The organism is Streptomyces sp. NPDC012835, from assembly GCF_042900885.1.
Classification (GTDB): Bacteria; Actinomycetota; Actinomycetes; order Streptomycetales; family Streptomycetaceae; genus Streptomyces.
In genome coordinates, this window is record NZ_JBIBBW010000004.1 from 230,758 (window position 1) to 252,755 (window position 21,998).

The window sequence follows — 21,998 nt, forward strand, 5'->3', positions numbered from 1 at the left end:
GGCGCTTATCCTCCGGTGATCAGTTCGGCGACGGCGTCCACGCCTTCCCTGGTGCCGACCACGACGAGCGTGTCCCCCAGAGCGAAGCGGAAGTCCGGGGTGGGCGAGGGGAAGGCGTCGGTGCGGCGCAGTACGGCGACGATGGAGGCGCCGGTGCGGCTGCGCACCTGGGTGGCACCGAGGGTCCGGCCCACATAGGGGGACCGCTTGGTGACCGGGATGTGCTCGGTGAGCAGGTCGATCTCGAATTGCTGGTGCAGATGCGCGACGGGGTCGGGTGCCAGCAGCTTGGAGAGCGCGCTCGACTCGTGCGGGGCGAGCGGCGCGGCGTCCCGGCAGTTGTCGTCGTCCTCGGGGTCGTGGAAGGCGAGGATGCGACGCCCGTCCTGGTGCACGACGACCGACAAGTGCTTACCCGCTTCGGTGTTCAGGTCGTAGCGGGTACCGACCCCGGGCAGGGCGGTCTTGCTGACGTGAGCTGTGGGCTCCATAGGAAATGCTCCATGCGGGCGTGGGCGTGACGGTGTACGGGCATGACGGCCCCCGGTGCGGCGGGCAGGCGGCGGGGCTGGATGCGTTGCCCGCCGCCGGAGAGGGATTCTCCATCATGCGTCGTGGTGAAGCACCGGTAAGGGCACCCTCGACGGGATCGACGCGGCACGGGCCGACCTGGTACGGCGTCGCAGCAGGGGTGCGCGCATGTGGAACCGCCCCTCCGCCCCCGCGTTGAGTCGACCGTCAGCTCGGCGATCCGAGTAATGGGGTGACCATCGCTCAAGGAGGCGTTGGTCAGCCAGACGCCATTTTAACGTAAAATTATTTGTACGTATTAGTCGGCTGTACGGCGAAAAGGGCCCCGATGTCGAGGCCCTCACGGTGGTTCATGGCGCGTCCGGTGGATCGGCGCTCATCTCTCGGCGTCCGGAGGTGGCGCGACGCCCTGCCGGACCAGATGGCGGTCGGGATCGAAGAGGTGTCCGGCGGCTCCCGCCAGGACGAGGCCGGCCGCGATGAGCAGTCCATGGCCGAGGGCGACACCGAGGGCGAATCCGCAGAGCGCGACACCCAGCGTGCTCCAGGCCGCGCCGCGCCGGTATTCGCGCGGCACGCACGGGGCCCCGGTGCGCAGGGCGCGCGCGAAGCGGGGGTCGTCCCGGCGCAGCCGCTCGGCCAGACCGTCCAGCCGCTGGTCCTCGTAGGTCGCCATGACCGTCCTCCCCTGCTCGTCCCGTCCTGTCTCCGCCTGTCGTCGTCCGTACCGTCCGGTGGCCCTCCCCCGTCCGCCCCGTTGCCGCCCTGTTTCCCGTCCCGCGTCGCCCTGCGGCGTGCCGCATCGCCCGGTGGTACGTCGCGTGGCCCGCATCCCGGCCGCCCCTCGCTCCCGTACACCCGTCGTTCCGTCTCCGGAACTCCGCCCCTACACGGTCGCTCACCGGGGCGTCCGGGCACCATCCGCATCGACACCCACCTACGGGGGTGCCCGACATGTAGACGAGGAGGGTGCGACCCCCATCGCGGCGGCGTGGCGGACCGGCCGAGGGGGCCTCCTGTCGGGACCGCCGCTCCGGGCGGGCGATAGTGGGGGGCCACCCCCTGTGAGGAGGCCGTGTCCCGTGTCCCTGTTCTGGCGGATCTTTCTGCTCAACGCCGCGGTGCTGTTCGCGGCGACCGCCCTGCTGCTGCTCGGCCCGGTCACCATCTCCGCGCCCGTCCTGCTGACCGAGGCGCTGATCATGTCGCTGGGGCTGGTGGCGATGCTGGTCGCCAACGCCGCGCTGCTGCGGATCGGGCTCACTCCGCTGCAACGGCTCACCCGGGCCATGACCACCACCGATCTGCTGCGCCCCGGACGCCGTCCCGTGGTGTCGGGGCACGGCGAGATCGCCGAACTGATCATGACGTTCAACACCATGCTGGACCGGCTGGAGGCCGAGAGGGCGGCCAGCAGTGGCCTCGCGCTCTCCGCGCAGGAGGCCGAGCGGCGCAGGATCGCCCAGGAGTTGCACGACGAGATCGGCCAGACCCTCACGGCGGTGCTGCTCGAACTCAAGCGCGTCGCGGACCGGGCGCCCGCGCCGCTGCGGGCCGAGCTGCACCATGTGCAGGAGACCACACGGGGCAGTCTGGACGAGATCCGCCGGATCGCCCGGCGGCTGCGTCCGGGGGTGCTGGAGGAACTGGGTCTGATCAGCGCGCTCAAGGCGCTGACCAACGAGATCACCACGCACAGCCGGCTGACGGTCCGGCACGGCTTCGACAGCGCGCTGCCGCCGCTGGGCCAGGACGTGGAGCTGGTCGTCTACCGGGTCGCCCAGGAGGGCCTGACCAATGTCGTACGGCACGCCGAGGCGCGTCAGGTCGAGTTGACGCTCCGCCGCACGCCCTCGGGGGTGGAACTGCTGCTCAGGGACGACGGCCGGGGCCTCGGTACGGCGGCGGAGGGCGCGGGCATCCGCGGGATGCGCGAACGGGCCCTGCTCATCGGCGCCGATGTCTCGGTGGAACGCGGCCCGGGGCGCGAACACGGCACGGACGTCCGGCTGTGCGTGCCGATCAGCGCCACGGCCACCGGCCCCCTCCCGCCCGAGGGCCCTTACGGCGCACTCGGGCCGGCCCCCCTCGGCGGACGCGACCCGCTCGGCCGGGACACGAACGGAAACAGCACAGGAAACGGGGACAACCGACCATGAACGAGACGACGCAGACCCGCATCCTCCTCGCCGACGATCACGCGCTGGTCCGCCGGGGCGTGCGGCTCATCCTCGACAACGAACCGGACCTGACGGTGATCGCGGAGGCGGGCGACGGCGCCGAGGCCATCGAGATGGCCCGCGCCGACCGCCCCGACCTGGCGATCCTCGACATCGCGATGCCCCGGCTGACCGGGCTCCAGGCGGCCAGGGAACTCTCCCGGCTGCAACCGGAGACCCGCATTCTGATGCTGACGATGTACGACAACGAACAGTATTTCTTCGAGGCGCTGAAAGCCGGGGCCAGCGGCTACGTCCTGAAGTCCGTCGCCGACCGCGATCTGGTGGAGGCGTGCCGGTCGGCCATGCGGGACGAACCGTTCCTCTATCCCGGGGCGGTGACGGCCCTCATCCGCAACTATCTGGACCGGGTACGGCAGGGGGACAGCCTGCCGGACAGCGCCATCACGCCACGCGAGGAGGAGATCCTCAAGCTGGTGGCCGAGGGGCACACCTCCAAGGAGATCGCCGGAATGTTGCTGATCAGCGCCAAGACCGTCGAACGGCACCGCGCCAACCTCCTGCAGAAACTGGGGCTGCGGGACCGGCTGGAACTGACCCGTTACGCGATCCGGGCCGGTCTCATCGAGCCATGAGGTTTGGCGGGCGTTTTCCCGGCGCGCGAAAAAGCGTCCGCGCGCCTCGTGTTGGGCAGAGAGTGGGTGGCGCCCGTACGAACCCACGTACGGACACGCGCTCAACACCGCACCAACACAAGCGGAACGAGGCGAGGCATGAACCCTGGCATCAGTTGGGAGTTCACGGACGACCGTGGCCATCTGACCGTGTCGGACCACCGTCCGGCGCGGGTGGTGACCTATATACAGGCGGGCGCGACCCTGTGGGACCACGGTCTGCGCCCGTGGGGGATCTTCGGTTCCCACCATGACGGAGACACCCCGGACCCGGCGAAGGCCGGCGACCTGCCCCTCGCGGAACTGCCCCACTTCGGCGCGGGCAGCGCCCTCGACCTGGACGCCCTGCACGCGGCCGAGCCGGATCTGGTGGTCGCCGTCAGCTACGGCGGCGGGCAGGTGTACGGCATCGACCCGGAGGCGGCCAAACATCTGGAGGAGCGCGTTCCGGTGGTCGTCATCGAGGTGGGCAAGGACCGCTCGCTCGACGGCGTCAGGGACCGGTTCACCGCGCTGGCGCGCTCGTTGGACGCTCCGCTGCGGCCCGCGGAGGCGGACCTGGAGCGCGCGGAGCGGCGGCTGCGCGCGGTGGCGGAGCGGCCGGACCGCCCCCGGGTACTGGCCCTGTCCCCCGCCGGACCGGACACCGCCTATCTGGCCCGGCCGCTGACCTGGCCCGATCTGCGTGCCCTGACCGAGCTGGGGGTCGGGCTGATCGAGCCGGCGCAGGAGGGCGGCGCCAACTGGCGTACGGCCGAGTGGTCCGAGGCCGCCGCGCTGGCCGCCGACATCGTGCTCACCGACGTACGCGCGAACGCCGCGCCGCGCGACCGCCTCCAGGGCAACGCGCACTGGCGCGCGCTGGAGGAGAGCGCGCGGACCGTGCCGTGGAATCCGGAGGCACCGGGCAGCCACCGGGCGCACGCCCGGTTCCTCGACACGGTCTCCGACGCCCTGGAGGCGGTCACGGCGAACCGCCCGTAGGACACCCTCGGCAGCCGCCGGGAGCCCGGCGGGCGGAAGGCGGTTCTCGCTCGGCCGGGCGTCGGGTCGGTTCCGCGCGAGGTGTGACGAGGCGCGGCCCGGCCGGACCGCGCCTCGTCGTTCACGAGCGTGCCGCGTCGCCGCTCCCGCCGCCGGCGGGCGGGCGCAGCGCGTCGACGAGCAGGTCGCAGAGCCGGCCGGCCCGCTGCGGGGTGTCGTCGGCGGCCGTGGAGAGGAAGACCCCGAGGAGCATGGCGGTGACGTCGTCGGGCTCGACATCGGTGCGGAGCGAGCCCGCCCGCGCCCCCTCCGCGAGGATCGTCGCGATCACGGCGGTGAAGCGCTCCCGCGTGGTCGGTGTCGCCACGCTCCCGGACGCCCAGCCGGCGCGCAGCGTGTCGATCATTCCGCGCTTGGTCGCGACGAACGAGGCGTAGCGGTCCATCCACGCGCGAAGGGCGGCTTCGGGAGGGAACTCGGCGAGCAGGGCGGGAGCGCTCGCGGTGAGGTCGTCGAGTTCGGCGGCGTAGACGGCTTCGACGAGCGCCTCACGCGTGGGGAAGTGCCGGTAGAGCGTGCCGATGCCGACCCCGGCGTCGCGGGCGATGGCTTCGAGCACGACCGTGCCCTCGGCGGTCGAGAAGGCGGCCCGGGCCGCGGCGAGCAGCTTCTCCCGGTTGCGCCGCGCGTCGGAGCGGGCCGGGCGGGCGGTGTCGGCGGCGGGGCCGGCCGGGACGCCGTGTGGCGTCGGTTCGGGCGCAGTCAAAGCGGAGGCACCTCCGGTAGTGCTACAGTCGAATAACGGATGATCCTCCGTTTAACCCATCGTCGCACGAGGACGGGATGTCCATGGCCTCCACCGGTACCTCTTCCCACGAGCCCACGGCCTCCGGCGCCCCGCGTCCCGGCGGGGACGCGCCGCTGGCCGGCCGCACCGTCTCCCGCATCGGCTACGGGGCGATGCAGCTGCGTCCGGGTGACCGCGCCGCGGCCGTCGCGCTCCTGCGGCGCGCGGTCGAGTTCGGCATCGACCACATCGACACCGCCCAGTTCTACGGCGACGGTTTCGTCAACGGCCTCATCCGCGAGGCGATCGGGCCCGCGGACGGTGTCCTGGTCGCCAGCAAGGTCGGCGCCGCCTCCGACCCGGGCGGCGTCCACTCGCTGCGGCTGGCGCAGCGCCCCGAGGAGTTGCGGGCCGGTGTCGAGGACAACCTGACGAGCCTCGGCCTCGACCGGATTCCGCTGGTGAATCTGCGCCGGACGGACATCGGGCCCGGTCTGCGGGCCGAGGGCGACCAGGTGGTCGATCTCGACGACCAGCTCGCGGTCATGGTCGCGATGCGCGACGAGGGCAAGATCGGCGCGATCGGGCTCAGCAGCGTGTCCCTGGACAGTCTGAGCCGGGCGCTTCCGGCGGGCATCGCCTGCGTGCAGAACGCCTACAGCCTCGTGGCCCGCGACGACGATCCGCTGCTGGACCTCTGCGCCGCCGAGGGCATCGCCTGGGTGCCGTACTTCCCGCTCGGCAGCGGCTTCCCCGGCATGCCGAAGGTGACCGACGAGCCGGCCGTCGCGACGGCGGCGCGTTCGCTGGGCAGGACCCCCGCGCAGATCGGCCTCGCCTGGTTGCTGCACCGGGCGCCGAACGTCCTCCTCATCCCCGGGACTTCCGACGCCGAGCACCTGGCGGCGAACGTCGCGGCGGGATCGATCGTGTTCGACGACGCGACGCTCGCCGCGCTGGACGCCGTCCCGACGCGATCGGGAGACATCGCGCTCGGATAGCCGGCCGGGGAACCACCGGGCGTCGCGCCCCCGGTGACCCGGCGGCGGGAGACGGTGGTCGCGTCGTACACCCCGGTCCGCGGATCGCATACGGCCGGACCCGCATCGCCGCCGCGTCTCAGCAGGCCAGAACGGCCTGTACGGTCTTGCCGCCGCCGGGCGCCCCGAGCACGGAGAACCGGCGGGACAGCTCACGGACCATGGCGATGCCCCGCCCGCCCTCCCGCAGCGCGCCCACGTCACCGCTCGTGCCCGGGGCCGCCGCACCGGGCGCCCCGGTCGCGTCGTCCGAGGCGGCGGCGCCGGTCGCGCACAGGCAGGGCAGGCGGGGGCTGTGGTCGTGCACCTCGACCGTCACCCGCCCGCGGTCCACACTCAGGCGCAGCCGGCAGTTGCCCCGGCCGTGCCGGGTGGCATTGGTGACCAACTCGGAGACCACGAGCCGCGCGTCGTCCACCTGATCGGCGGAGACCCGCTGACCACAGCCCCGGGTGAGATAAGCGGCTGTCAGATGCCGCGCCCAGCGGGCGGATGTCTCCGAGGGCGGCAGGATGTACGAGGCGCGTGCCGTGCGCCGCAGGGCATACCGGTGCGCACGCATGGAGATCACTCCCTCCGTCGGGGGACCGGCCCACCCCGGTCGGATACGGCCGCCGGGGCCCTTGTGCGCTGGCCCGTCCGTCTCTGCCTTCTCGTGCCCCGGTTGGGCGATCGGCAATCACTTCCCTTGCGCGCAAGCCCCGGAGGGCCCCCCGTACTCCGCTCCGCCGTCGAATCCTGAATCGATCCCTCTCCGAGACACGGAACAAATACCCGCAATCATCGCGTCCCGGCCGTGATTTCTTGTTCCCAGCCGAACGGGCAGGGCGGTCTCGTGCACAACTCTTGACGTGTACGAAACACGGGAGAAGCATCTCTCCCGCCGAGAGAGCGCTCTCCCGCTCTCTTGTTCCCACCTCACCACCTCACCCACCCGCCTGTCCGACGACTCAGGAGACCTGCCCATGCACGCTCCTCCGCCCCACTCGCCGGTGTTCCGCAGACCAGCCGCGGCCCGTGGACGAGGGCTCGCCGCCGCCCTCGCCGCCACGCTGATCGCCTCGCTCCTCCTCCTCGTCCCCGGCGCCCCCGCCCAGGCGGCGCCCACTCTGCTCTCCCAGGGAAAGCCGGTGACCGCCTCCAGCCAGGAGAACGTCGGCACCCCCGCCGCCGACGCGGTCGACGGTGACAACGGGACCCGCTGGTCGAGCGCCGCCTCCGACCCGCAGTGGATCCGGGTCGACCTCGGCTCCACCGTCGCGGTCAGCCAGGTCGTGCTGCGCTGGGAGACCGCGTACGCCAAGGCGTACCGGATCGAGTTCTCCACCGACGGCACCAACTGGACCACCGCCTACTCCACCACCACGGGACCCGGCGGTACGGAGACCCTCAACGTCACGGGCAACGCCCGTTACGTACGGATGTACGGCACCACCCGCGCCACCCAGTACGGCTACTCCCTCTGGGAGTTCCAGGTCTACGGCGAGGGCCAGGGCGGCGGGGGTCCGATCCAGGGCGGCGGCGACCTCGGGCCGAACGTACTGGTCTTCGACCCGTCGACGCCCGACATCCAGGGCACGCTCGACCGGATCTTCCAGCAGCAGGAGAAGGCGCAGTTCGGCAGCGGCCGCTACCAACTGCTGTTCAAGCCGGGCACGTACAACAACCTCAACGCCCAACTCGGCTTCTACACCTCCATCTCGGGTCTCGGGCTCTCGCCCGACGACACCACCATCAACGGTGATGTGACCGTCGACGCGGGCTGGTTCAACGGCAACGCCACCCAGAACTTCTGGCGTTCCGCCGAGAACCTCGCCCTCAAGCCGGTCAACGGCACCAACCGCTGGGCGGTCGCGCAGGCCGCGCCCTTCCGCCGTATGCACGTCAAGGGCGGTCTCAACCTGGCGCCCGACGGCTACGGCTGGGCCAGCGGCGGCTTCATCGCCGACAGCAAGATCGACGGTACGGTCGGCCCGTACTCCCAGCAGCAGTGGTACACCCGCGACAGCTCGGTCGGCGGCTGGACCAACTCCGTCTGGAACATGGCGTTCTCCGGGGTCCAGGGCGCCCCGGCGCAGAGCTTCCCCGACCCGGCCTACACCACCCTGGAGACCACCCCGGTCTCGCGGGAGAAGCCCTTCCTGTATCTCGACGGGGCCGCGTACAAGGTGTTCGTCCCCGCGAAGCGCACCAACGCGCGCGGCACCACCTGGGGCAACGGCGCCCCGCAGGGCCAGTCCCTGCCGCTCGAACAGTTCTACGTGGTCAAGCCGGGGGCGAACGCCGCCACCATCAACGCGGCGCTGGCCCAGGGACTCAACCTGCTCTTCACTCCGGGCGTCTACCACATCGACCAGCCGATCAACGTGAACCGCGCCAACACCGTCGTGCTGGGCCTCGGCCTCGCCACGATCGTGCCGGACAACGGGGTCACCGCGATGAAGGTCGCCGATGTGGACGGGGTGAGACTGGCCGGCTTCCTGATCGACGCGGGCCCCGTCAACTCCCCCACGCTGCTGGAGGTCGGTCCCGCGGGCTCGGCGGCGGACCACTCCGCCAACCCGACCACGGTCCAGGACGTCTTCGTCAGGATCGGCGGCGCGGGCCCCGGCAAGGCCACCACCAGCATGGTGATCAACAGCGACGACACCATCATCGACCACACCTGGATCTGGCGCGCCGACCACGGCGCCGGCGTGGGCTGGGAGACCAACCGCGCCGATTACGGCCTGCGGGTCAACGGTGACGACGTACTGGCCACCGGGCTGTTCGTCGAACACTTCAACAAGTACGACGTCGAGTGGAACGGCGAGCGGGGCCGGACGATCTTCTTCCAGAACGAGAAGGCGTACGACGCCCCGAACCAGGCCGCCATCCAGAACGGCTCCATCAAGGGCTACGCGGCCTACAAGGTCGCCGACTCCGTCAACACCCACGAGGGCTGGGGCCTGGGCAGCTACTGCAACTACACCTCCGACACGAACATCCGTCAGGACCACGGCTTCCAGGCACCGGTCAAGCCGGGGGTCCGGTTCCACGATCTGCTGGTCGTGTCGCTGGGCGGCATGGGCCAGTACAACCACGTGATCAACAGCACCGGCTCGCCGACCTCCGGGACCTCGACGATTCCGTCGACGGTGACCTCCTTCCCGTAGGCCCACCGGGCCTGACGGAGCCCGGCCTCACGACGAGGCCGGGCTCCGTCGCGCACCTGCCGTACGGACGGCATACCGCCCGTACGGCGCAACGATTCATACGATCGGCCCGGTGACGCCTCCCGGGCCGCCCGCCGTGCCCCACCCCACCGGTGCCCGCTCCGTGGCTGCGCCGCGCCGGACCGGCGCGGCGCCCTGAGCGATGTTCCGCACCGGCATTCGAATGGCGACACGGTTTGCCCGTGCACAGACTGACGGCATGTCGGGCAAACGCAGCGCGGGACTTCTCGTGTACCGGGTCGAGCACCCGGGCTTCGAGGTGCTTCTCGGCCATATGGGCGGACCCTTCTGGTCCGGCCGGACCACCGCTGCCTGGTCGATCCCCAAGGGGGAGTACGGGCCCGGGGAGACGCCGGAGGCCGCCGCGCGCCGGGAGTTCCGGGAGGAACTGGGGCTGGAGCCGCCCGAGGCGCCCTGGACACCGCTCGGCGAGTCCCGGCAGCGTGGCGGCAAGACCGTCACCGTCTGGGCCGTCGAGGGGGATCTCGACCCCGGGCGTGTCGTGCCCGGCGTCTTCACCATGGAGTGGCCGAGGGGATCGGGCGTCCCGCGCGAGTTCCCCGAGCTGGACCGCGTCGCCTGGTTTCCGGCGAAGGACGCGGTGGAGCCGCTGGTGGCGGGGCAGCGGGTGTTCCTCGAACGGCTGGAGGAGTTCATAGCCACCGGCCGCCGTACGCCGCCGGTCTGAATCCGGCGATCCGGTCCCCTCCCGGCCGTCCCCGCCCCACCGCGGCGGCAGTCCCCCCGCCGCCGGCCGGCCCGGCGGCCCCGCCTCGCGCGCTCGCGCCCCCTGTCCCCGGGGCGTGCCCTTCAGGAGCGCGCGGGGCGCGGGGCCGCCGAACCGCGGGTACGCCCGGCCCCGTTCGTCGCTCTCACCTCTTCCGACCCGTCCCCCACCGGAAAGGGATCTTCTCCGTGCACCCTCGCACCCAAGCCTCCATCGCCGTCGGCACGGCCCTGCTGGCGGCGGCGATCGTTCCCGCCACCGTGCTGCCCGCCCTGGCCGAACCCACCCCCGGGTCACCCGCCGCCGCGCCGCCCCCTCGGCACGGCGCGGCGGGGGCGCCCGCCGGGAAGCACGCCGTCCTCCCCGGCGGGATCACCCCGCAGGGCACCGTCAGCGCCGCTGCCCTGCTGGCCAGGGCGGGCAGGTGCGACCAGGTCTCCAAGGGCCTCTACCGCGCACGTGACAGCACCCCGGCCGACATCCCCGTCTGTGACGCGAAGGGCGCGGTGTTCTTCAAGGCGGACATGGACATCGACTGCGACGGTCAGATCACCGACCGGTGCGGCCTCGGCACCGATCCCTATTTCCAGAACGCGACGGCCTACACCCAGTCCGACGGTCGGCCGCTGAACGCGGAGAAGCTCCCGTACATCGTCGTGCCGACCCCGAGCGGAATCTGGAACCACCGCTCGTCGGGCATCGGGGGCGGCTCGGTCGCGGCGGTCATCCACGGCAACAAGGTCCAGTACGCCGTCGTCGGCGACGCGGGACCGCCCGGGATCATCGGGGAGGCGTCGTACGCCACGGCCCGCGCGCTGGGGATCACGCCGGACCCGGCCGGTGGCGGCGTCTCCTCGGGCGTGACGTACATCGTGTTCAAGGACGCCAAGATCCCCTCCCTGGAGGATCACGACGCCGCCGTCCGGCTCGGGGACGGGATGGCGCGGAAGTTCGTCAGGGAGAACTGAGCGCGCGTGCGCCCCCGGATGGGGAGAAAGAACGCGGCGGCGGGGGCCGGTCCGAGGACCGGCGCCCGCCGCCGCATCGCCGCGCGACGCCCTCGGGCGCGCGGCCGGATCAGACGATGCCCTCGGAGATCTCCGACTGCTCGCGGGCGTTGCCGTACGCCTGCGGCGTGCTGTACGAGCCGCGGGCCACGTACCACCACACGGTCGCCAGGATCAGCACGACGGCCAGGGCGATCACGGCGTAGTTCATGGTGTCGGGGGTCACCGGGTTCGTCTGCGGCAGGCAGAAGAGCACCGTCACCAGCGCCACCCAGACCACGGCGATCCAGCCGATCGGCCTGCTCCAGCGGCCCAGGCTCCAGGGGCCGGGCTCGAAGCGGCCCTTGGCACGCAGCTTCAGGAAGATCGGAATGGCGTAGGCGGGGGTGATGCCGATGACGTTGATGGCCGTCACCGCGCCGTACGCGGTCGCGGAGTAGAGCGACGGCACGGCGAGCAGACCCGCCACGACGACCGAGAGCCAGACGGCGGGGACGGGGGTCTGGGTCCGGCCGCTGACGCGCCGCCACACCGCCGAGGCCGGCAGGGCGTTGTCACGGCTGAAGGCGAACACCATCCGGCTGGCCGCAGCGACCTCCGCGTTGCCGCAGAACAGCTGGGCGACGATCACGAGCAGCAGCAGCGCCGTGGCGCCGCTCGTACCGAGCGCGTCGATCAAGATCTGGGCGGGCGGTACGCCGGTGGCGCTGTTCTGGGCGCCCGCGTAGTCCTGGATCGCGAAGGTGAGCCCGGCGAGCAGCGCGAAGCCGGCTATCCAGGAGACCCAGATGGCGCGGACGATCCCGCGGGCGGCGGTGACGGACGCGTTCGAGGTCTCCTCGGACAGGTGCGCGGAGGCGTCGTACCCGCAGAAGGTGTACTGCGCGAGCAGCAGACCGATGGCGGCCACGTAGAGCGGGTTCTGCCAGCCGGTGTCATTGACGAACTCGGTGAAGACGTACGAGGCCGACTGGTGCTGGTCCGGGACGATCGCCAGGGCGCCGACGATGACCGCGACACCGATCAGGTGCCACCAGACGCTGATCGAGTTGAGCACACTGACGAGCTTGACGCCGAAGAGGTTCAGTACGGCGTGCAGCAGCAGGATGCACAGGAAGATGACGAACGTCGAGGTGGGGCTGGGGCTGAAGCCGAACTGGAGGTTCAGGAAGGCGCCGGTGAAGAGGGCGGCGCCGTAGTCGATGCCGGCTATCGCGCCCAGCAGTCCCAGCAGGTTGAGCCAGCCGGTGTACCAGCCCCATTTCCGGCCGCCCAGCCGGTCCGCCATGTAGTAGAGCGCGCCGGAGGTGGGGTACGCGCTGGTGACCTCCGCCAGCGCCATGCCGACGCAGAGCACGAACAGGCCCACGCCCGCCCAGCCCCAGAGCATCACGGCGGGGCCGCCGGTGCCCATGCCGAAGCCGTACAGCGTCATGCAGCCGGAGAGGACGGAGATGACGGAGAAGCTGATGGCGAAGTTGCCGAAGCCGCCCATGCGGCGGGCGAGGACAGGCTGATAGCCCAGCTCGCGCAGCCGCTGTTCTTCGTCCATCGGTGGCGCCTGTACGGACGGCGCGGCCTTCGACCAGGTCGGAGGGGACGCGGACATGGAAATACCTCCGGTGCGCAAATGCAGGTGGGACGGGGACGGGGCGGGAGGAAATGCGGGATTGCGGAAGTGCGGAGTGCGGAGTGCGGAGTGCGGTGGAGTCCACCGCGTCCCCGTGGCGTACGGCGCGACGGGCCCGGCTCAGCCGGACGGGCCGTTGCGCACGTCACGGGCCGCGGCCAGGCAGCGGCCGCGGGCGCGGAGGAAGACCTCCTCGGCCTGGCCCCCGTCGCCCTGGTTCCTCGTACGGTACGCCCACGGCAGAACGGCGTAGTACGGGCCCAGCGCGTCGAAGACCCGGGCGCCCTCCTCGAATTGCAGCGAGCCCCACAGAGCGTGCGCGAGGTGGTTGAGGTCGAGCAGAGACGCCTCGGCCAGGGTCGCGTGGTCGAACCAGAGGTTGAGCGCGCGCAGGGCGTCCCTGGTGGCGTCCTCCGTGACCCAGTGCAGGTCCAGCGCCTTCTCGTGGCCGTTCTCGCGGCGGTAGCGCTCCACCCTGACGAAGAGGGGCAGCGCGTGCAGGGGGGAGCCCTCGGGCGCCGAGGAGGCCGCCCACTGGACGAAGTTGACGGCCTCCGACAGCGATCCGTCGGCACGCCGCGCGTACACGAACTGGAGCATGCGGTGGTACGCCTCGCGGTTGTACGGATCGCGCTTGTCGGCCTCGGCGAGCAGCGCCCAGGGGCCGGGGAACAGCATCGGTCCGGGCGGCGGCAGCCGGTGCTCCTCCAGCCGCTGCCCGGCGTCGAGCTGGGACAGCGCCAGCAGACAGACCCAGGGCACCGGGTCGGCCGGGGCGCGGCGCGCGGCGGTGCCGCACGCCTCCCACGCCTGCTGCCACAGCTCCTGGGTGCGGGGGTGCCCCTCGCGATGGGCCCGGATGGCGCGCTCCACGCCGACCCGGGTCTGCATCACGGTCGCCGCGACGCTGCGGGGCTCCTCGGCCAGCCAGGTCTGCACGGTGTCGGAGCCAGCGGCCACGGCGGCCAGTACCTGGGTGCGCTGGGTCCACAGCGTCCAGTCCGGCGTCCGGTCCAGCAGGTCGCGCATCGCGACCCAGCGGCCGGTGCGCACCTCCTGCACGGCGGCGCGCAGGTCGTTGTCGTGACCGGCCGGGTGGTAGACGGGGCGGAAGTTGTCGTTCGCCATCAGATCGACTCCTCTCGCACGGGCGCGCACGGCCGGGCGGCCGGGTCCTGTACGCGAGGTGGCGCCGTCCGCCCGGAGGGCGCGACGGCGCGTTCCCGGCGTCCCGTGCTCCGGAGCCGCCGTGTCCCCCGGCCCCGGGCGGCGCGCGAGCCTGGCGTGGCCGGGCACGCACGACCGAGGACGCGCCCGGATGTAGTGGTGATCGTCATAGATCCTCTGGTGACGGGGGGGGGTGCGGTCCGGCGTTGGTGGCAGGAACATGGACCTGCCATGCCCACAGGCGGAAGCCTGATCAAAGGCATCCTCACGCTGCGGCGATCAGTGTAGGGGTCGAATCGGGTGGCTCAAACACTTTGCTGACCTTTCGCAACTCTCTGTCGATCAAGGGGGGTTGCCGACCGGTCGGCGTGTGTGACGAACAGATTTCCCGGAAGCCCGGTCAAGTCGCCGCAAAACACCCGGCTTTGTGGCCCGATCCCTGCACCGCGCTCCACCCGGCAGGCCGGAGCGGCGCGCCGGGCGCGCGGAATGTGACCTAACTGGGATCTATCAAGTACGCAGCGCACACGGCCCTGTTCCGGCACGCTCCGAGCGCCGTCCGGCAGGTCTCGTTGCGGACGCACACACTGGCCTGTGCCAAGGGCAACCGGGTGACGGGGAGCGACCGGACGGCGCGCCGGGCGGGCCCGGGCAGGGAAAAGGGGGTGGCCCCACCGGCGAGGGGGTGCGCCGGTGGGGCCAGGAGCGCTCATGCGGCCGGGGGGGGGAAGGCCGTGAGCTTGACTCGAAGAGGCGTCTGCCCCCTCTTCGGCGACGTATGCGCGCCGGACACAACCGAGTTTCGCCGGCCGTCCCGGCGGACGCACGCGCGGAGGGCGGCGGACGGCGGGGGAGCCGTCCCGCGCGGCGGCCGGACGGGCACATCGCGCGGCTGGCCGCCTTCCCCTCTGCGGTGAACGGTGCGTGACCGGATCACATCCCGGGGCCGTGGAGCGGACGACGGTTCCCCTGCCTCGGTGATCCCTGTGCGGTGATGGGCGCGGAGCGTTGGAACGTCGTTCATACGCGGGCCACGCCGGGTGCCGACCATCGAAGGGCAGCCGGGAGGGCCCTCCCCCGGTGTCCTCGCAGATGTGCCGGAACTCGGGAGAGCGCACCATGACACGCATACGCTCCGCGGTCACCGCCGTCGACCGCCGCTCCCTCCTCACCGCGACCGGGGCGGTCGCCGTCTCGGCGGGCATCGGGCTGGCGCTCGGCGCGGGCAGCGGTTCGGGCGAGGCCGCAGCCGCGCCCGGTTCGACCGCCCCACCGGCCCTGCCGACGCCCCGTACCGGCTCCTCCGCCACGCCCACCCGTACCGGCCCCGCCCGTACGACGCTGGAGTCGGTCGCCGCGCCGCGTGACACCTCGGCGGCCTTCCGGCGGCTCGACGACGGCCCCGGCTGGCGCCGGGTCGTACGGGAACAGCTCGCGGCACCCCGGTCCGGGCGCGCCGACCGGCGCACCGTACTCAGCTCCTTCGTACAGCTCACCGATCTGCATCTGGTCGATGTCCAGCACCCGGTGCGCACCGAGTACCTGCGCTCGCAGAAGCTGTCCGGGTGGCGGCCGCAGGAGGCGCTCACCGTGCCGGGGGCGGTGGCGCTGATCGAGCAGGTCAACGCCGTGCGGGAGGGGCCGGCGACCGGGGCCCCGCTGTCGTTCGCCGTGACGACCGGCGACAACACCGACAACAACTCGCGGGCGGAACTCGACTGGTTCCTGACCGTGATGAGCGGGGGACGTGTCGTCCCCAACACGGGTGACCGGCGCCGCTACGAAGGTGTGCAGAACTCGGCGGAGCGGCTGTACTGGCATCCGGAGGACGCTCTGCGCGACACCGACAAGCGGCTCGGATACCCGCGCATCGACGGCTTCCTCGCCGCAGCGACCAGGGCGGTCAACAGCCCGGGGCTGCGCATCCCGTGGTACTCGACGGTCGGCAACCACGACGGACTGGCCAGCGGCGCCATGGCCGACCGGAGCGGTTTCCTCGCGGAGTTCGCCGTCGGTTCGAAGAAGCTCTACGGGGTCCCCGACGCCGAGGCCAAGGAGATGCTGCGGCTCCTGTCGAAGGGCGGCGACCCGGCCGGCGCACACCTGATCGAGCTGCTGCGCCGCTCCAGGCGCCTGATGCGCTCGGTCACCCCCGACCCGCGCCGGGCCCCGTTCACCCCGCACGACTATCTGCGCGCGCACCTGGATCCGGCGCACGCGGGCGCGGGACCCGTGGGCCACGGCTATACGGCGGCCCACCTCGGCGGCGACACCCTCTACTACACGTTCCCCATGGGCGGGAACGTCACCGGTATCAGCCTGGACACCACCGACCAGGGCGGCCACTTCACCGGCTCGCTCGACACCGCGCAGCTGAACTGGCTGAAGCGCACACTCAAGGAGCACCGGGACGGATACGTCGTCGTCTTCAGCCACCACAACAGCTGGACGATGACCAACACGCACCCCGATCCGGCGCACCCCGGCGGGGCCCGGCACAACGGCGACGAGGTGGTGGCGCTGCTGCGCCGCAACCCGCACGTGCTGGCCTGGGTCAACGGGCACAGCCACCGCAACTCGATCCTGCCGCACGGCAGTTTCTGGGAGATCTCGACCGCCTCGCACATCGACTTCCCGCAGCTCGCCCGGGTCATCGAGATCGCCGACAACCACGACGGCACCCTGTCGCTGTTCACCACACTGATCGAGTCGGCGGCGCCGCACCGCACCGACTTCGCGGATCTCTCGCAGACGGGTCTCGCGGCGCTCTACCGGGAGCTGTCCCACAACGCGCCGGGCTCCACCACCGCTCCCGCGGGCAAGCCCGTGGACCGAAACGCCGAGCTGCTGCTCAGCCGGTGACCAGGCGCTGGAGAGCGGGCGCGTAGAGATCGGCGAGCCGCTCCGGGGTGGCCCGCGCGTTGGCGCCGGTACGGTGCAGGCTCAGGGTGGCTCCGAGGCCCAGGAGCTGACCGACGATCAGTTCGGCGCGCAGCGCGCGGTCCCGCCCGGTGAGCAGCGCGGTGAGCCGTGCGGTGATCTGCTGGTCGAAGCGGTCCCGCAGGAGAGTGCGCTCGTCGTCGTTGCCCAGCGAGAAGACGACGCGCAGCAGCGGGTCGCCCTGCTGGTCGCGGCGGCTGCGCACCACGGTCAGCACCAGATGGCGGCCGAGCGCGTCCGGCGGTACGGCGAACAGCTGGTCGGCCGCCGGGCCGAAGTCCGCCACGCTGTTGAACAGCCGCTCCTTGGTGGCGAAGTGCTTCACGATCAGCGAGGCGCTCACCCCGGCGTCCGCGGCGATGCCGCGCAGCGTCACCTCGGCGTAGGGCCGGAAGGCGAAGGCGCGCCGCGCGGCCCGCAGGATCGCGGCGCGGCCCGTCCCGGCGTCGCCGGTGGCGGCCGTGCCGGCCGTCGGTTCTGTTTCCTGCGCCTTCACGCGCCCTCCTGGACGAGCGATGTCGTACGGTCCCGCCCGACGCTACCCGTGGCGGCGGGCCGCTGACGCGGCAGACACAGCGTGACGGCCAGTGCGAGGAGCGCGGCGCCGCCCGCCATGAGGAAGACCAGCAGATACGCGTGGAGGGTGGGGGCGGTGCGGCCGCCCGCCTCGAAGGTGACATTGGCGAGCACGGCGGCGACGGCGGCGCTGCAGAACGCCTGCCCGACCGAGCGCATCAGCGTGTTGAGGCCGTTGGCCGCGCCCGTCTCGCTCACCGGCACGGCGCGCATCACGAGCGCGGGCAGCGCGGAGTAGGCGACGGCGGTTCCCGCGGCGACCACGGTGGCACCGAGGATGATGGTCCACAGCTGATGGCTGGTGAAGAAGCGCACCGCATAGCCGACGGCGAGTGTCGCCGAGGCGAGCGCGAGGGTGGTCTTGGGCCCGTGGGCGGCGGAGATCCTGGCGGAGACCGGCGACAGCGCGACCATCGTCAGCCCGCCGGGCAGCAGGCAGAGCCCGCTGACGACGATGGAGGCGCCCAGACCGTAACCGGTGCTGGTCGGTTCCTGGACCATCTGCGCGGTGGACAGCGAGTTGGCGTAGAAGGCGAAGCCGATGAGGAGGGCGGCGAGGTTGCTCAGCAGGACGGCAGGACGCGCGGACACCCGCAGGTCGACCATCGGGGAGGCGACCCGCAGTTCGTAGCGGCCCCAGAGCAGTCCGATCAGCACGGCGAGCACGAGCAGTCCGAGGGTACGGGGCGATGTCCACCCCCACTGTCCGCCCTGGGTGACCGCCAGCAGCAGGCTGACCAGCGCCGCCGACAGCCCGAGCGCGCCCACGGCGTCGAACCGGCCGCGCGTGCGCACCGGTGACTCCGGTACGCAGAGCAGCACCAGCACGATGTCGAGGAGTCCGAGCCCGGCCGAGGCCCAGAACATCGTGTGCCAGTCGTAGTGCTCGACGACCAGCGCGGCGACGGGCAGCCCGACGGCCGCGCCGATCCCCAGCGTCGAACTCATCAGCGCGACGGACGGCAGGACGCGTTCGGGCGCCAGCTCGTCGCGCATGATGCTGATGCCGAGCGGGACGACGGCGAGCGCCGCGCCCTGGAGCGCGCGGCCCGTGATCAGCACACCGATGTGGGAGCTGACGGCGCACAGCACGGACCCGGCGACCAGCACCCCCAGGGAGGCGAGCAGCACACGGCGCTTGCCGTACATGTCCCCGACCCGTCCGAGTACGGGGGTGCAGATGGCGCCGGTCAGAAGGGTGACGGTGACCAGCCAGCTCGCGCCGGTCGGACTGGCCCCGGTGAGGGCGGGGACGTGCGGCAGCAGGGGGACGACCAGCGTCTGCATGACGGCCACGACCACCCCGCAGAACGCCAGCACGGCGACCAGAGGACGGGGGTGCGGGGTCTGTCCGGGGGTCGTGTCGGCGGCGGCGGGCTCGGGTATCGCTGGGGGCATCTCGCTCCGTACGGTCTGCGAACGGCGGGGGGACGGGAGGCGCGGCACGGGCCCGTCGGCCCTGGGGTGCACACGCGTTCACCCCAGGGTAAACGCGTGTGCACCCCAACCGACAGGGCGGGGTGCACGCATGTTCACCCCTCCCCCGCCCGTATCCCGGTCCCGGACCGGTCCGGACGACCCGGCACACTGGGTCCTCGGCGGCAGCGCTCCGCGCCGCCCGACGACCGCCGTGGGAGGCACGATGGCGCTCCAGATCAGCGCGACCAATCCCGAGCAGCCCGCCGTGCTCCTGGACCTGCCCTGGAACATCCCGCTCGACCGGTGGCCCGAGGAGTGCCTCGTCGCGCTGCCGCGCGGCATCTCACGCCATGTGGTGCGCTTCGCCTCGGCGGGGCCCGAAGTGGTCGCGGTCAAGGAGATATCCGAGCGGGGCGCGGTGCGCGAGTTCGGGCTGCTGCGCGATCTGCACCGGCTGGGGATCCCGGCCGTCGACCCGGTGGCGGTGGTGACCGGGCGGCTGGGCCCCGACGGCGAGCCGCTGGAGCCGGCGCTGATCACCCGCCACCTCAAGGGGTCGCTGCCGTACCGCGCCATGTTCGAGTCGACGATGCGTCCCACCACGGTCAAGCGGCTCATGGACGCCCTGGCCGTGCTGCTGGTACGGCTGCATCTCACCGGATTCGCCTGGGGCGACTGCTCGCTCTCCAACGTCCTGTTCCGGCGGGACGCCGGGGCGTACGCCGCCTATCTGGTCGACGCCGAGACCGGCCAGATCCAGCAGAACCTGAGCCGGGGCCAGCGCGACTACGACATCGAGCTGGCCCGGGTGAACATCGCCGGGGAGCTGATGGACCTGGAGGCGTCGGGCGCGCTGCACCCGTCCGTCGATCCGGTGCCCTTCGGCGCGGCGATCGTGCGGCGCTACGAGGACCTCTGGCACGAGGTGACGCGCGAGTCGGTGTACCCGGTGGGCAAGCGGCACTACATCGACCGGCGCATCCGCCGCCTCAACGACCTGGGCTTCGACGTGGCGGAGATGCAGATCAAGCGGTCGCCGCAGGGCGACACCGTCACGTTTCTGCCGAAGGTGGTGGACGCGGGTCACCACCAGCGCCAGCTGTTGCGGCTGACCGGCCTGGACGCCGAGGAGAACCAGGCCAGGCGGCTGCTCAACGACCTGGAGAGCTGGATGGCCGGGGAGGACGACTACGCGCCGGGCGATCCGCTGGGGGCCAGGCCCGAGGTGCTGGCGCACCGCTGGGTGCGCGACGTGTTCCGGCCGACCGTACGGGCCGTGCCGCTGGAACTGCGCGGCGAGATGGACACGGCGCAGATCTACCACGAGGTGCTGGAGCACCGCTGGTACCTGTCGGAGGCCGCGGGGCGCGACGTGGGCATGGAGGCGACGATCGCGGACTACCTGGTGAACGTCCTGCCGCACACGGTCGGCGCGATGAAGCCGCGGGGTACTGACCCGGCGGGCCTGTCCCCCTGAGCCGGGTCGCGCTCGGCGGCTTCACTGGAGAGCGCGGACCGCGGCGGCGAAGACCGAGGGCATCCGGGCCGCCGCCGGGACGATCAGCCGCGCGCCCGCGGGGTGGCCGCCGATCCGTACCAGCGCCTCCGTGAGCAGCCGGTGGCGCCGTGACAGGGCGCGCCACCGGGCCTCGTACTCCCGCGGCCGGCCCGCGCGCAGCGACCGTACGGCCGCCTCGGCGGAAGCGAGCGCGAGCGCGACTCCCTCGCCGGTGAGGGCGTCGACGTACCCCGCCGCATCGCCCACCAGGAGCACCCGCCCCGCCGTTCTGCGGCGTACCCGGCGGTGCAGCGGTCCGGCGCCGCGTACCGCCGTCGCGGCTTCGCCGTCCAGCCTGGCCAGCAGCTCGGGGAAGCCGGCGAGGTGGTCGTCGTATCCGCGCCTGACCGTGCTCAGGACGGCCACTCCGACCAGGTCGTCGGCGACCGGCGTCACATACGCCTCACCGGCCGCGCCGCTCCCGGCCCGCGACCAGTGCACCTCCACGAAGTCCGTCCACGGGCGCACCCGGTAGTGGCGCCGCTGGCCGTACCGCCGGGGCCCGCGCTCGGGCAGCTCCAGGCCGAGTCCGCGCCGTACCGGCGAGTGCAGCCCGTCCGCAGCGACCAGCCAGCGCGCCCGTAGTCCGCCAGCGGTGACCGAGTCGGCGCTCTGCTCGACCGCGCCGACCCGGCCGGTCACCGTCCGCACCCCGGCCTCCTCGGCCCGCAGCGCCAGCGCCGCGTGCAGTTCGGTGCGCCGTACGCCGAGCCCGGTGCCGTTGTCGAACGGCGCCTGCGCCCGGCGCGATCCGCGTACGTAGCGGATGCCGCGCAGCTCATGGCCGGTGGGGAGGTCGAGGCCGAGCGCGCGCAGGGCGCGCACACCGCTGGGCATCACGCCCTCACCGCACGCCTTGTCCACCGGGGTGGCGCGCGGTTCGATCACCACCGTCTCCATCCCGGCCAGCGCGGCGTGCACCGCCGTGGCCAGCCCGGCGGGCCCGCCGCCCACCACCAGCAGGTCGATCACGGCCGGGCACCCGAGCCCTGTCCGACGGGATCGCCCGGCCGGGGGCCCGGCGCCGCGACGGCGAGCGCGTCGTTCTCGCAGCGCAGGCGTACGGTCAGCAGCGCCGCGTCGAGGACCGTGAACACCAGCGCCGTGATCCAGGCGCCGTGCACCAGCGGCAGCGCCACGCCCTCCGCGACCACCGCCACGTAGTTGGGGTGCCGCAGCAGCCGGTACGGACCGCCGGTCACCAGCGGCAGTCCCGGTACGACCAGCACTCTGGTGTTCCAGCGCGGTCCCAGCGTACGGACACACCACCAGCGCAGGGCCTGCGCCGCGACCACGACGGCGAGCATGGCCCAGCCGACCGGCGGGGTGAACGGCCGGTCCGCCAGCCGCACTTCCAGCAGACAGCCCAGCAGCAGCGCGGTGTGCAGGGCGACCATCGCCGGATAGTGCCCCCGTCCGTACTCGACGGCGCCGCGCTCCCGGCCGCGGCGCGCGTTGCGCCGGGCCACGACGAGTTCGGCGACGCGCTCGGCGCCGATCGCGAGGACCAGCGCGGTGTACCAGATCATCTCTCTCCCCTGGCTCTGTGACCGATGGGTCCGA

19 protein-coding genes are annotated in these 21,998 nt (G+C 72.4%); 9 read left to right on the forward strand and 10 right to left on the reverse strand.

The features are described 5' to 3' along the window. Nucleotides 1-5 precede the first annotated feature (5 nt). Together ACFY6S_RS19185 and ACFY6S_RS19190 are read right to left on the reverse strand one after the other, a co-directional pair. Entirely contained in the window at nt 6-491 is a 486-nt protein-coding gene (locus ACFY6S_RS19185) for a cation:proton antiporter regulatory subunit (RefSeq protein WP_114625400.1), read from the reverse strand. A 416-nt stretch (nt 492-907) separates the two neighbouring features. After that, nucleotides 908-1,207: a DUF3040 domain-containing protein gene (locus tag ACFY6S_RS19190; protein ID WP_388818937.1), complete on the reverse strand. Its 300-nt coding sequence runs from the start codon at nt 1,205-1,207 to the stop codon at nt 908-910. A 406-nt stretch (nt 1,208-1,613) separates the two neighbouring features. On the opposite strand from ACFY6S_RS19190, the gene ACFY6S_RS19195 reads away from it, so the two are divergent. The 3 genes from ACFY6S_RS19195 to ACFY6S_RS19205 all read left to right on the forward strand — a co-directional run bounded on the left by ACFY6S_RS19195 (nt 1,614) and on the right by ACFY6S_RS19205 (nt 4,369). Further along, the gene (locus tag ACFY6S_RS19195; protein WP_388818940.1) at nt 1,614-2,690 is read left to right on the forward strand and encodes a HAMP domain-containing sensor histidine kinase; all 1,077 of its coding nucleotides are present in this window, start codon (nt 1,614-1,616) and stop codon (nt 2,688-2,690) included. Continuing rightward, on the forward strand, nt 2,687-3,346 hold the full coding sequence (locus ACFY6S_RS19200) for a response regulator (protein ID WP_388818943.1): 660 nt from the start codon (nt 2,687-2,689) through the stop codon (nt 3,344-3,346). The genes ACFY6S_RS19195 and ACFY6S_RS19200 overlap by 4 nt, the downstream gene beginning before the upstream one ends. A gap of 138 nt (nt 3,347-3,484) precedes the next feature. Continuing rightward, on the forward strand, nt 3,485-4,369 hold the full coding sequence (locus ACFY6S_RS19205; RefSeq protein WP_388818946.1) for an ABC transporter substrate-binding protein: 885 nt from the start codon (nt 3,485-3,487) through the stop codon (nt 4,367-4,369). Between the two features lie 121 nt (nt 4,370-4,490). Here the strand turns inward: ACFY6S_RS19205 and ACFY6S_RS19210 are convergent, their stop codons facing one another. Beyond that, a complete protein-coding gene (locus ACFY6S_RS19210) occupies nt 4,491-5,135 on the reverse strand; it encodes a TetR/AcrR family transcriptional regulator (protein ID WP_388818949.1) in 645 nt (214 codons plus the stop codon). Nucleotides 5,136-5,218: 83 nt separating this feature from the next. Between ACFY6S_RS19210 and ACFY6S_RS19215 the strand changes: the two genes are divergently transcribed. Next, nucleotides 5,219-6,157: an aldo/keto reductase gene (locus tag ACFY6S_RS19215; protein ID WP_388818952.1), complete on the forward strand. Its 939-nt coding sequence runs from the start codon at nt 5,219-5,221 to the stop codon at nt 6,155-6,157. A gap of 118 nt (nt 6,158-6,275) precedes the next feature. Here the strand turns inward: ACFY6S_RS19215 and ACFY6S_RS19220 are convergent, their stop codons facing one another. Next, entirely contained in the window at nt 6,276-6,758 is a 483-nt protein-coding gene (locus ACFY6S_RS19220; protein WP_388818955.1) for an ATP-binding protein, read from the reverse strand. A 403-nt stretch (nt 6,759-7,161) separates the two neighbouring features. On the opposite strand from ACFY6S_RS19220, the gene ACFY6S_RS19225 reads away from it, so the two are divergent. The 3 genes from ACFY6S_RS19225 to ACFY6S_RS19235 all read left to right on the forward strand — a co-directional run bounded on the left by ACFY6S_RS19225 (nt 7,162) and on the right by ACFY6S_RS19235 (nt 11,106). Beyond that, nucleotides 7,162-9,351 carry a discoidin domain-containing protein gene (locus tag ACFY6S_RS19225; protein WP_388818958.1) on the forward strand — a complete coding sequence of 730 codons (2,190 nt, stop codon included), beginning with the start codon at nt 7,162-7,164 and terminating at the stop codon, nt 9,349-9,351. A gap of 259 nt (nt 9,352-9,610) precedes the next feature. Beyond that, nucleotides 9,611-10,099: an NUDIX domain-containing protein gene (locus tag ACFY6S_RS19230; RefSeq protein WP_388818961.1), complete on the forward strand. Its 489-nt coding sequence runs from the start codon at nt 9,611-9,613 to the stop codon at nt 10,097-10,099. A gap of 227 nt (nt 10,100-10,326) precedes the next feature. After that, nucleotides 10,327-11,106, forward strand: coding sequence for a glycoside hydrolase family 75 protein (locus ACFY6S_RS19235; protein ID WP_388818964.1), 780 nt, complete (start codon nt 10,327-10,329; stop codon nt 11,104-11,106). Nucleotides 11,107-11,215: 109 nt separating this feature from the next. Here the strand turns inward: ACFY6S_RS19235 and ACFY6S_RS19240 are convergent, their stop codons facing one another. Then, nucleotides 11,216-12,754: an amino acid permease gene (locus tag ACFY6S_RS19240; RefSeq protein WP_388818968.1), complete on the reverse strand. Its 1,539-nt coding sequence runs from the start codon at nt 12,752-12,754 to the stop codon at nt 11,216-11,218. 141 nt (nt 12,755-12,895) lie between these two features. After that, nucleotides 12,896-13,903 carry a hypothetical protein gene (locus ACFY6S_RS19245; protein ID WP_388818971.1) on the reverse strand — a complete coding sequence of 336 codons (1,008 nt, stop codon included), beginning with the start codon at nt 13,901-13,903 and terminating at the stop codon, nt 12,896-12,898. Nucleotides 13,904-15,061: 1,158 nt separating this feature from the next. Here ACFY6S_RS19245 and ACFY6S_RS19250 point away from each other — a divergent pair. Further along, complete coding sequence (locus ACFY6S_RS19250; RefSeq protein ID WP_388818974.1) at nt 15,062-16,804, forward strand: TIGR03767 family metallophosphoesterase; 1,743 nt, start codon at nt 15,062-15,064, stop codon at nt 16,802-16,804. On the opposite strand, the gene ACFY6S_RS19255 is transcribed toward ACFY6S_RS19250, so the two are convergent. After that, nucleotides 16,794-17,378 (reverse strand): TetR family transcriptional regulator, encoded by a 585-nt coding sequence (locus tag ACFY6S_RS19255; RefSeq protein ID WP_388818977.1) that lies wholly within the window; start codon nt 17,376-17,378, stop codon nt 16,794-16,796. The two genes, ACFY6S_RS19250 and ACFY6S_RS19255, sit on opposite strands and share 11 nt — an antisense overlap. Continuing rightward, nucleotides 17,375-18,856 (reverse strand): MFS transporter, encoded by a 1,482-nt coding sequence (locus ACFY6S_RS19260; RefSeq protein WP_388818980.1) that lies wholly within the window; start codon nt 18,854-18,856, stop codon nt 17,375-17,377. The genes ACFY6S_RS19255 and ACFY6S_RS19260 overlap by 4 nt, the downstream gene beginning before the upstream one ends. Before the next feature lie 244 nt (nt 18,857-19,100). Between ACFY6S_RS19260 and ACFY6S_RS19265 the strand changes: the two genes are divergently transcribed. Next, nucleotides 19,101-20,354 (forward strand): DUF4032 domain-containing protein, encoded by a 1,254-nt coding sequence (locus tag ACFY6S_RS19265; RefSeq protein ID WP_388819804.1) that lies wholly within the window; start codon nt 19,101-19,103, stop codon nt 20,352-20,354. Between the two features lie 21 nt (nt 20,355-20,375). On the opposite strand, the gene ACFY6S_RS19270 is transcribed toward ACFY6S_RS19265, so the two are convergent. Then, complete coding sequence (locus ACFY6S_RS19270; protein ID WP_388818983.1) at nt 20,376-21,407, reverse strand: NAD(P)/FAD-dependent oxidoreductase; 1,032 nt, start codon at nt 21,405-21,407, stop codon at nt 20,376-20,378. Beyond that, nucleotides 21,404-21,964 carry an isoprenylcysteine carboxyl methyltransferase family protein gene (locus ACFY6S_RS19275; RefSeq protein ID WP_388818986.1) on the reverse strand — a complete coding sequence of 187 codons (561 nt, stop codon included), beginning with the start codon at nt 21,962-21,964 and terminating at the stop codon, nt 21,404-21,406. The genes ACFY6S_RS19270 and ACFY6S_RS19275 overlap by 4 nt, the downstream gene beginning before the upstream one ends. Nucleotides 21,965-21,998: the final 34 nt, after the last annotated feature.

Bases quoted from the DNA above. Each gene is read 5' to 3' on its own strand.
- ACFY6S_RS19185 (WP_114625400.1), bottom strand. From the start codon at position 491: ATGGAGCCCACAGCTCACGTCAGCAAGACCGCCCTGCCCGGGGTCGGT.
- ACFY6S_RS19190 (WP_388818937.1), bottom strand. From the start codon at position 1,207: ATGGCGACCTACGAGGACCAGCGGCTGGACGGTCTGGCCGAGCGGCTG.
- ACFY6S_RS19200 (WP_388818943.1), top strand. From the start codon at position 2,687: ATGAACGAGACGACGCAGACCCGCATCCTCCTCGCCGACGATCACGCG.
- ACFY6S_RS19205 (WP_388818946.1), top strand. From the start codon at position 3,485: ATGAACCCTGGCATCAGTTGGGAGTTCACGGACGACCGTGGCCATCTG.
- ACFY6S_RS19215 (WP_388818952.1), top strand. From the start codon at position 5,219: ATGGCCTCCACCGGTACCTCTTCCCACGAGCCCACGGCCTCCGGCGCC.
- ACFY6S_RS19220 (WP_388818955.1), bottom strand. From the start codon at position 6,758: ATGCGTGCGCACCGGTATGCCCTGCGGCGCACGGCACGCGCCTCGTAC.
- ACFY6S_RS19225 (WP_388818958.1), top strand. From the start codon at position 7,162: ATGCACGCTCCTCCGCCCCACTCGCCGGTGTTCCGCAGACCAGCCGCG.
- ACFY6S_RS19230 (WP_388818961.1), top strand. From the start codon at position 9,611: ATGTCGGGCAAACGCAGCGCGGGACTTCTCGTGTACCGGGTCGAGCAC.
- ACFY6S_RS19240 (WP_388818968.1), bottom strand. From the start codon at position 12,754: ATGTCCGCGTCCCCTCCGACCTGGTCGAAGGCCGCGCCGTCCGTACAG.
- ACFY6S_RS19245 (WP_388818971.1), bottom strand. From the start codon at position 13,903: ATGGCGAACGACAACTTCCGCCCCGTCTACCACCCGGCCGGTCACGAC.
- ACFY6S_RS19250 (WP_388818974.1), top strand. From the start codon at position 15,062: ATGACACGCATACGCTCCGCGGTCACCGCCGTCGACCGCCGCTCCCTC.
- ACFY6S_RS19260 (WP_388818980.1), bottom strand. From the start codon at position 18,856: ATGCCCCCAGCGATACCCGAGCCCGCCGCCGCCGACACGACCCCCGGA.
- ACFY6S_RS19265 (WP_388819804.1), top strand. From the start codon at position 19,101: ATGGCGCTCCAGATCAGCGCGACCAATCCCGAGCAGCCCGCCGTGCTC.
- ACFY6S_RS19275 (WP_388818986.1), bottom strand. From the start codon at position 21,964: ATGATCTGGTACACCGCGCTGGTCCTCGCGATCGGCGCCGAGCGCGTC.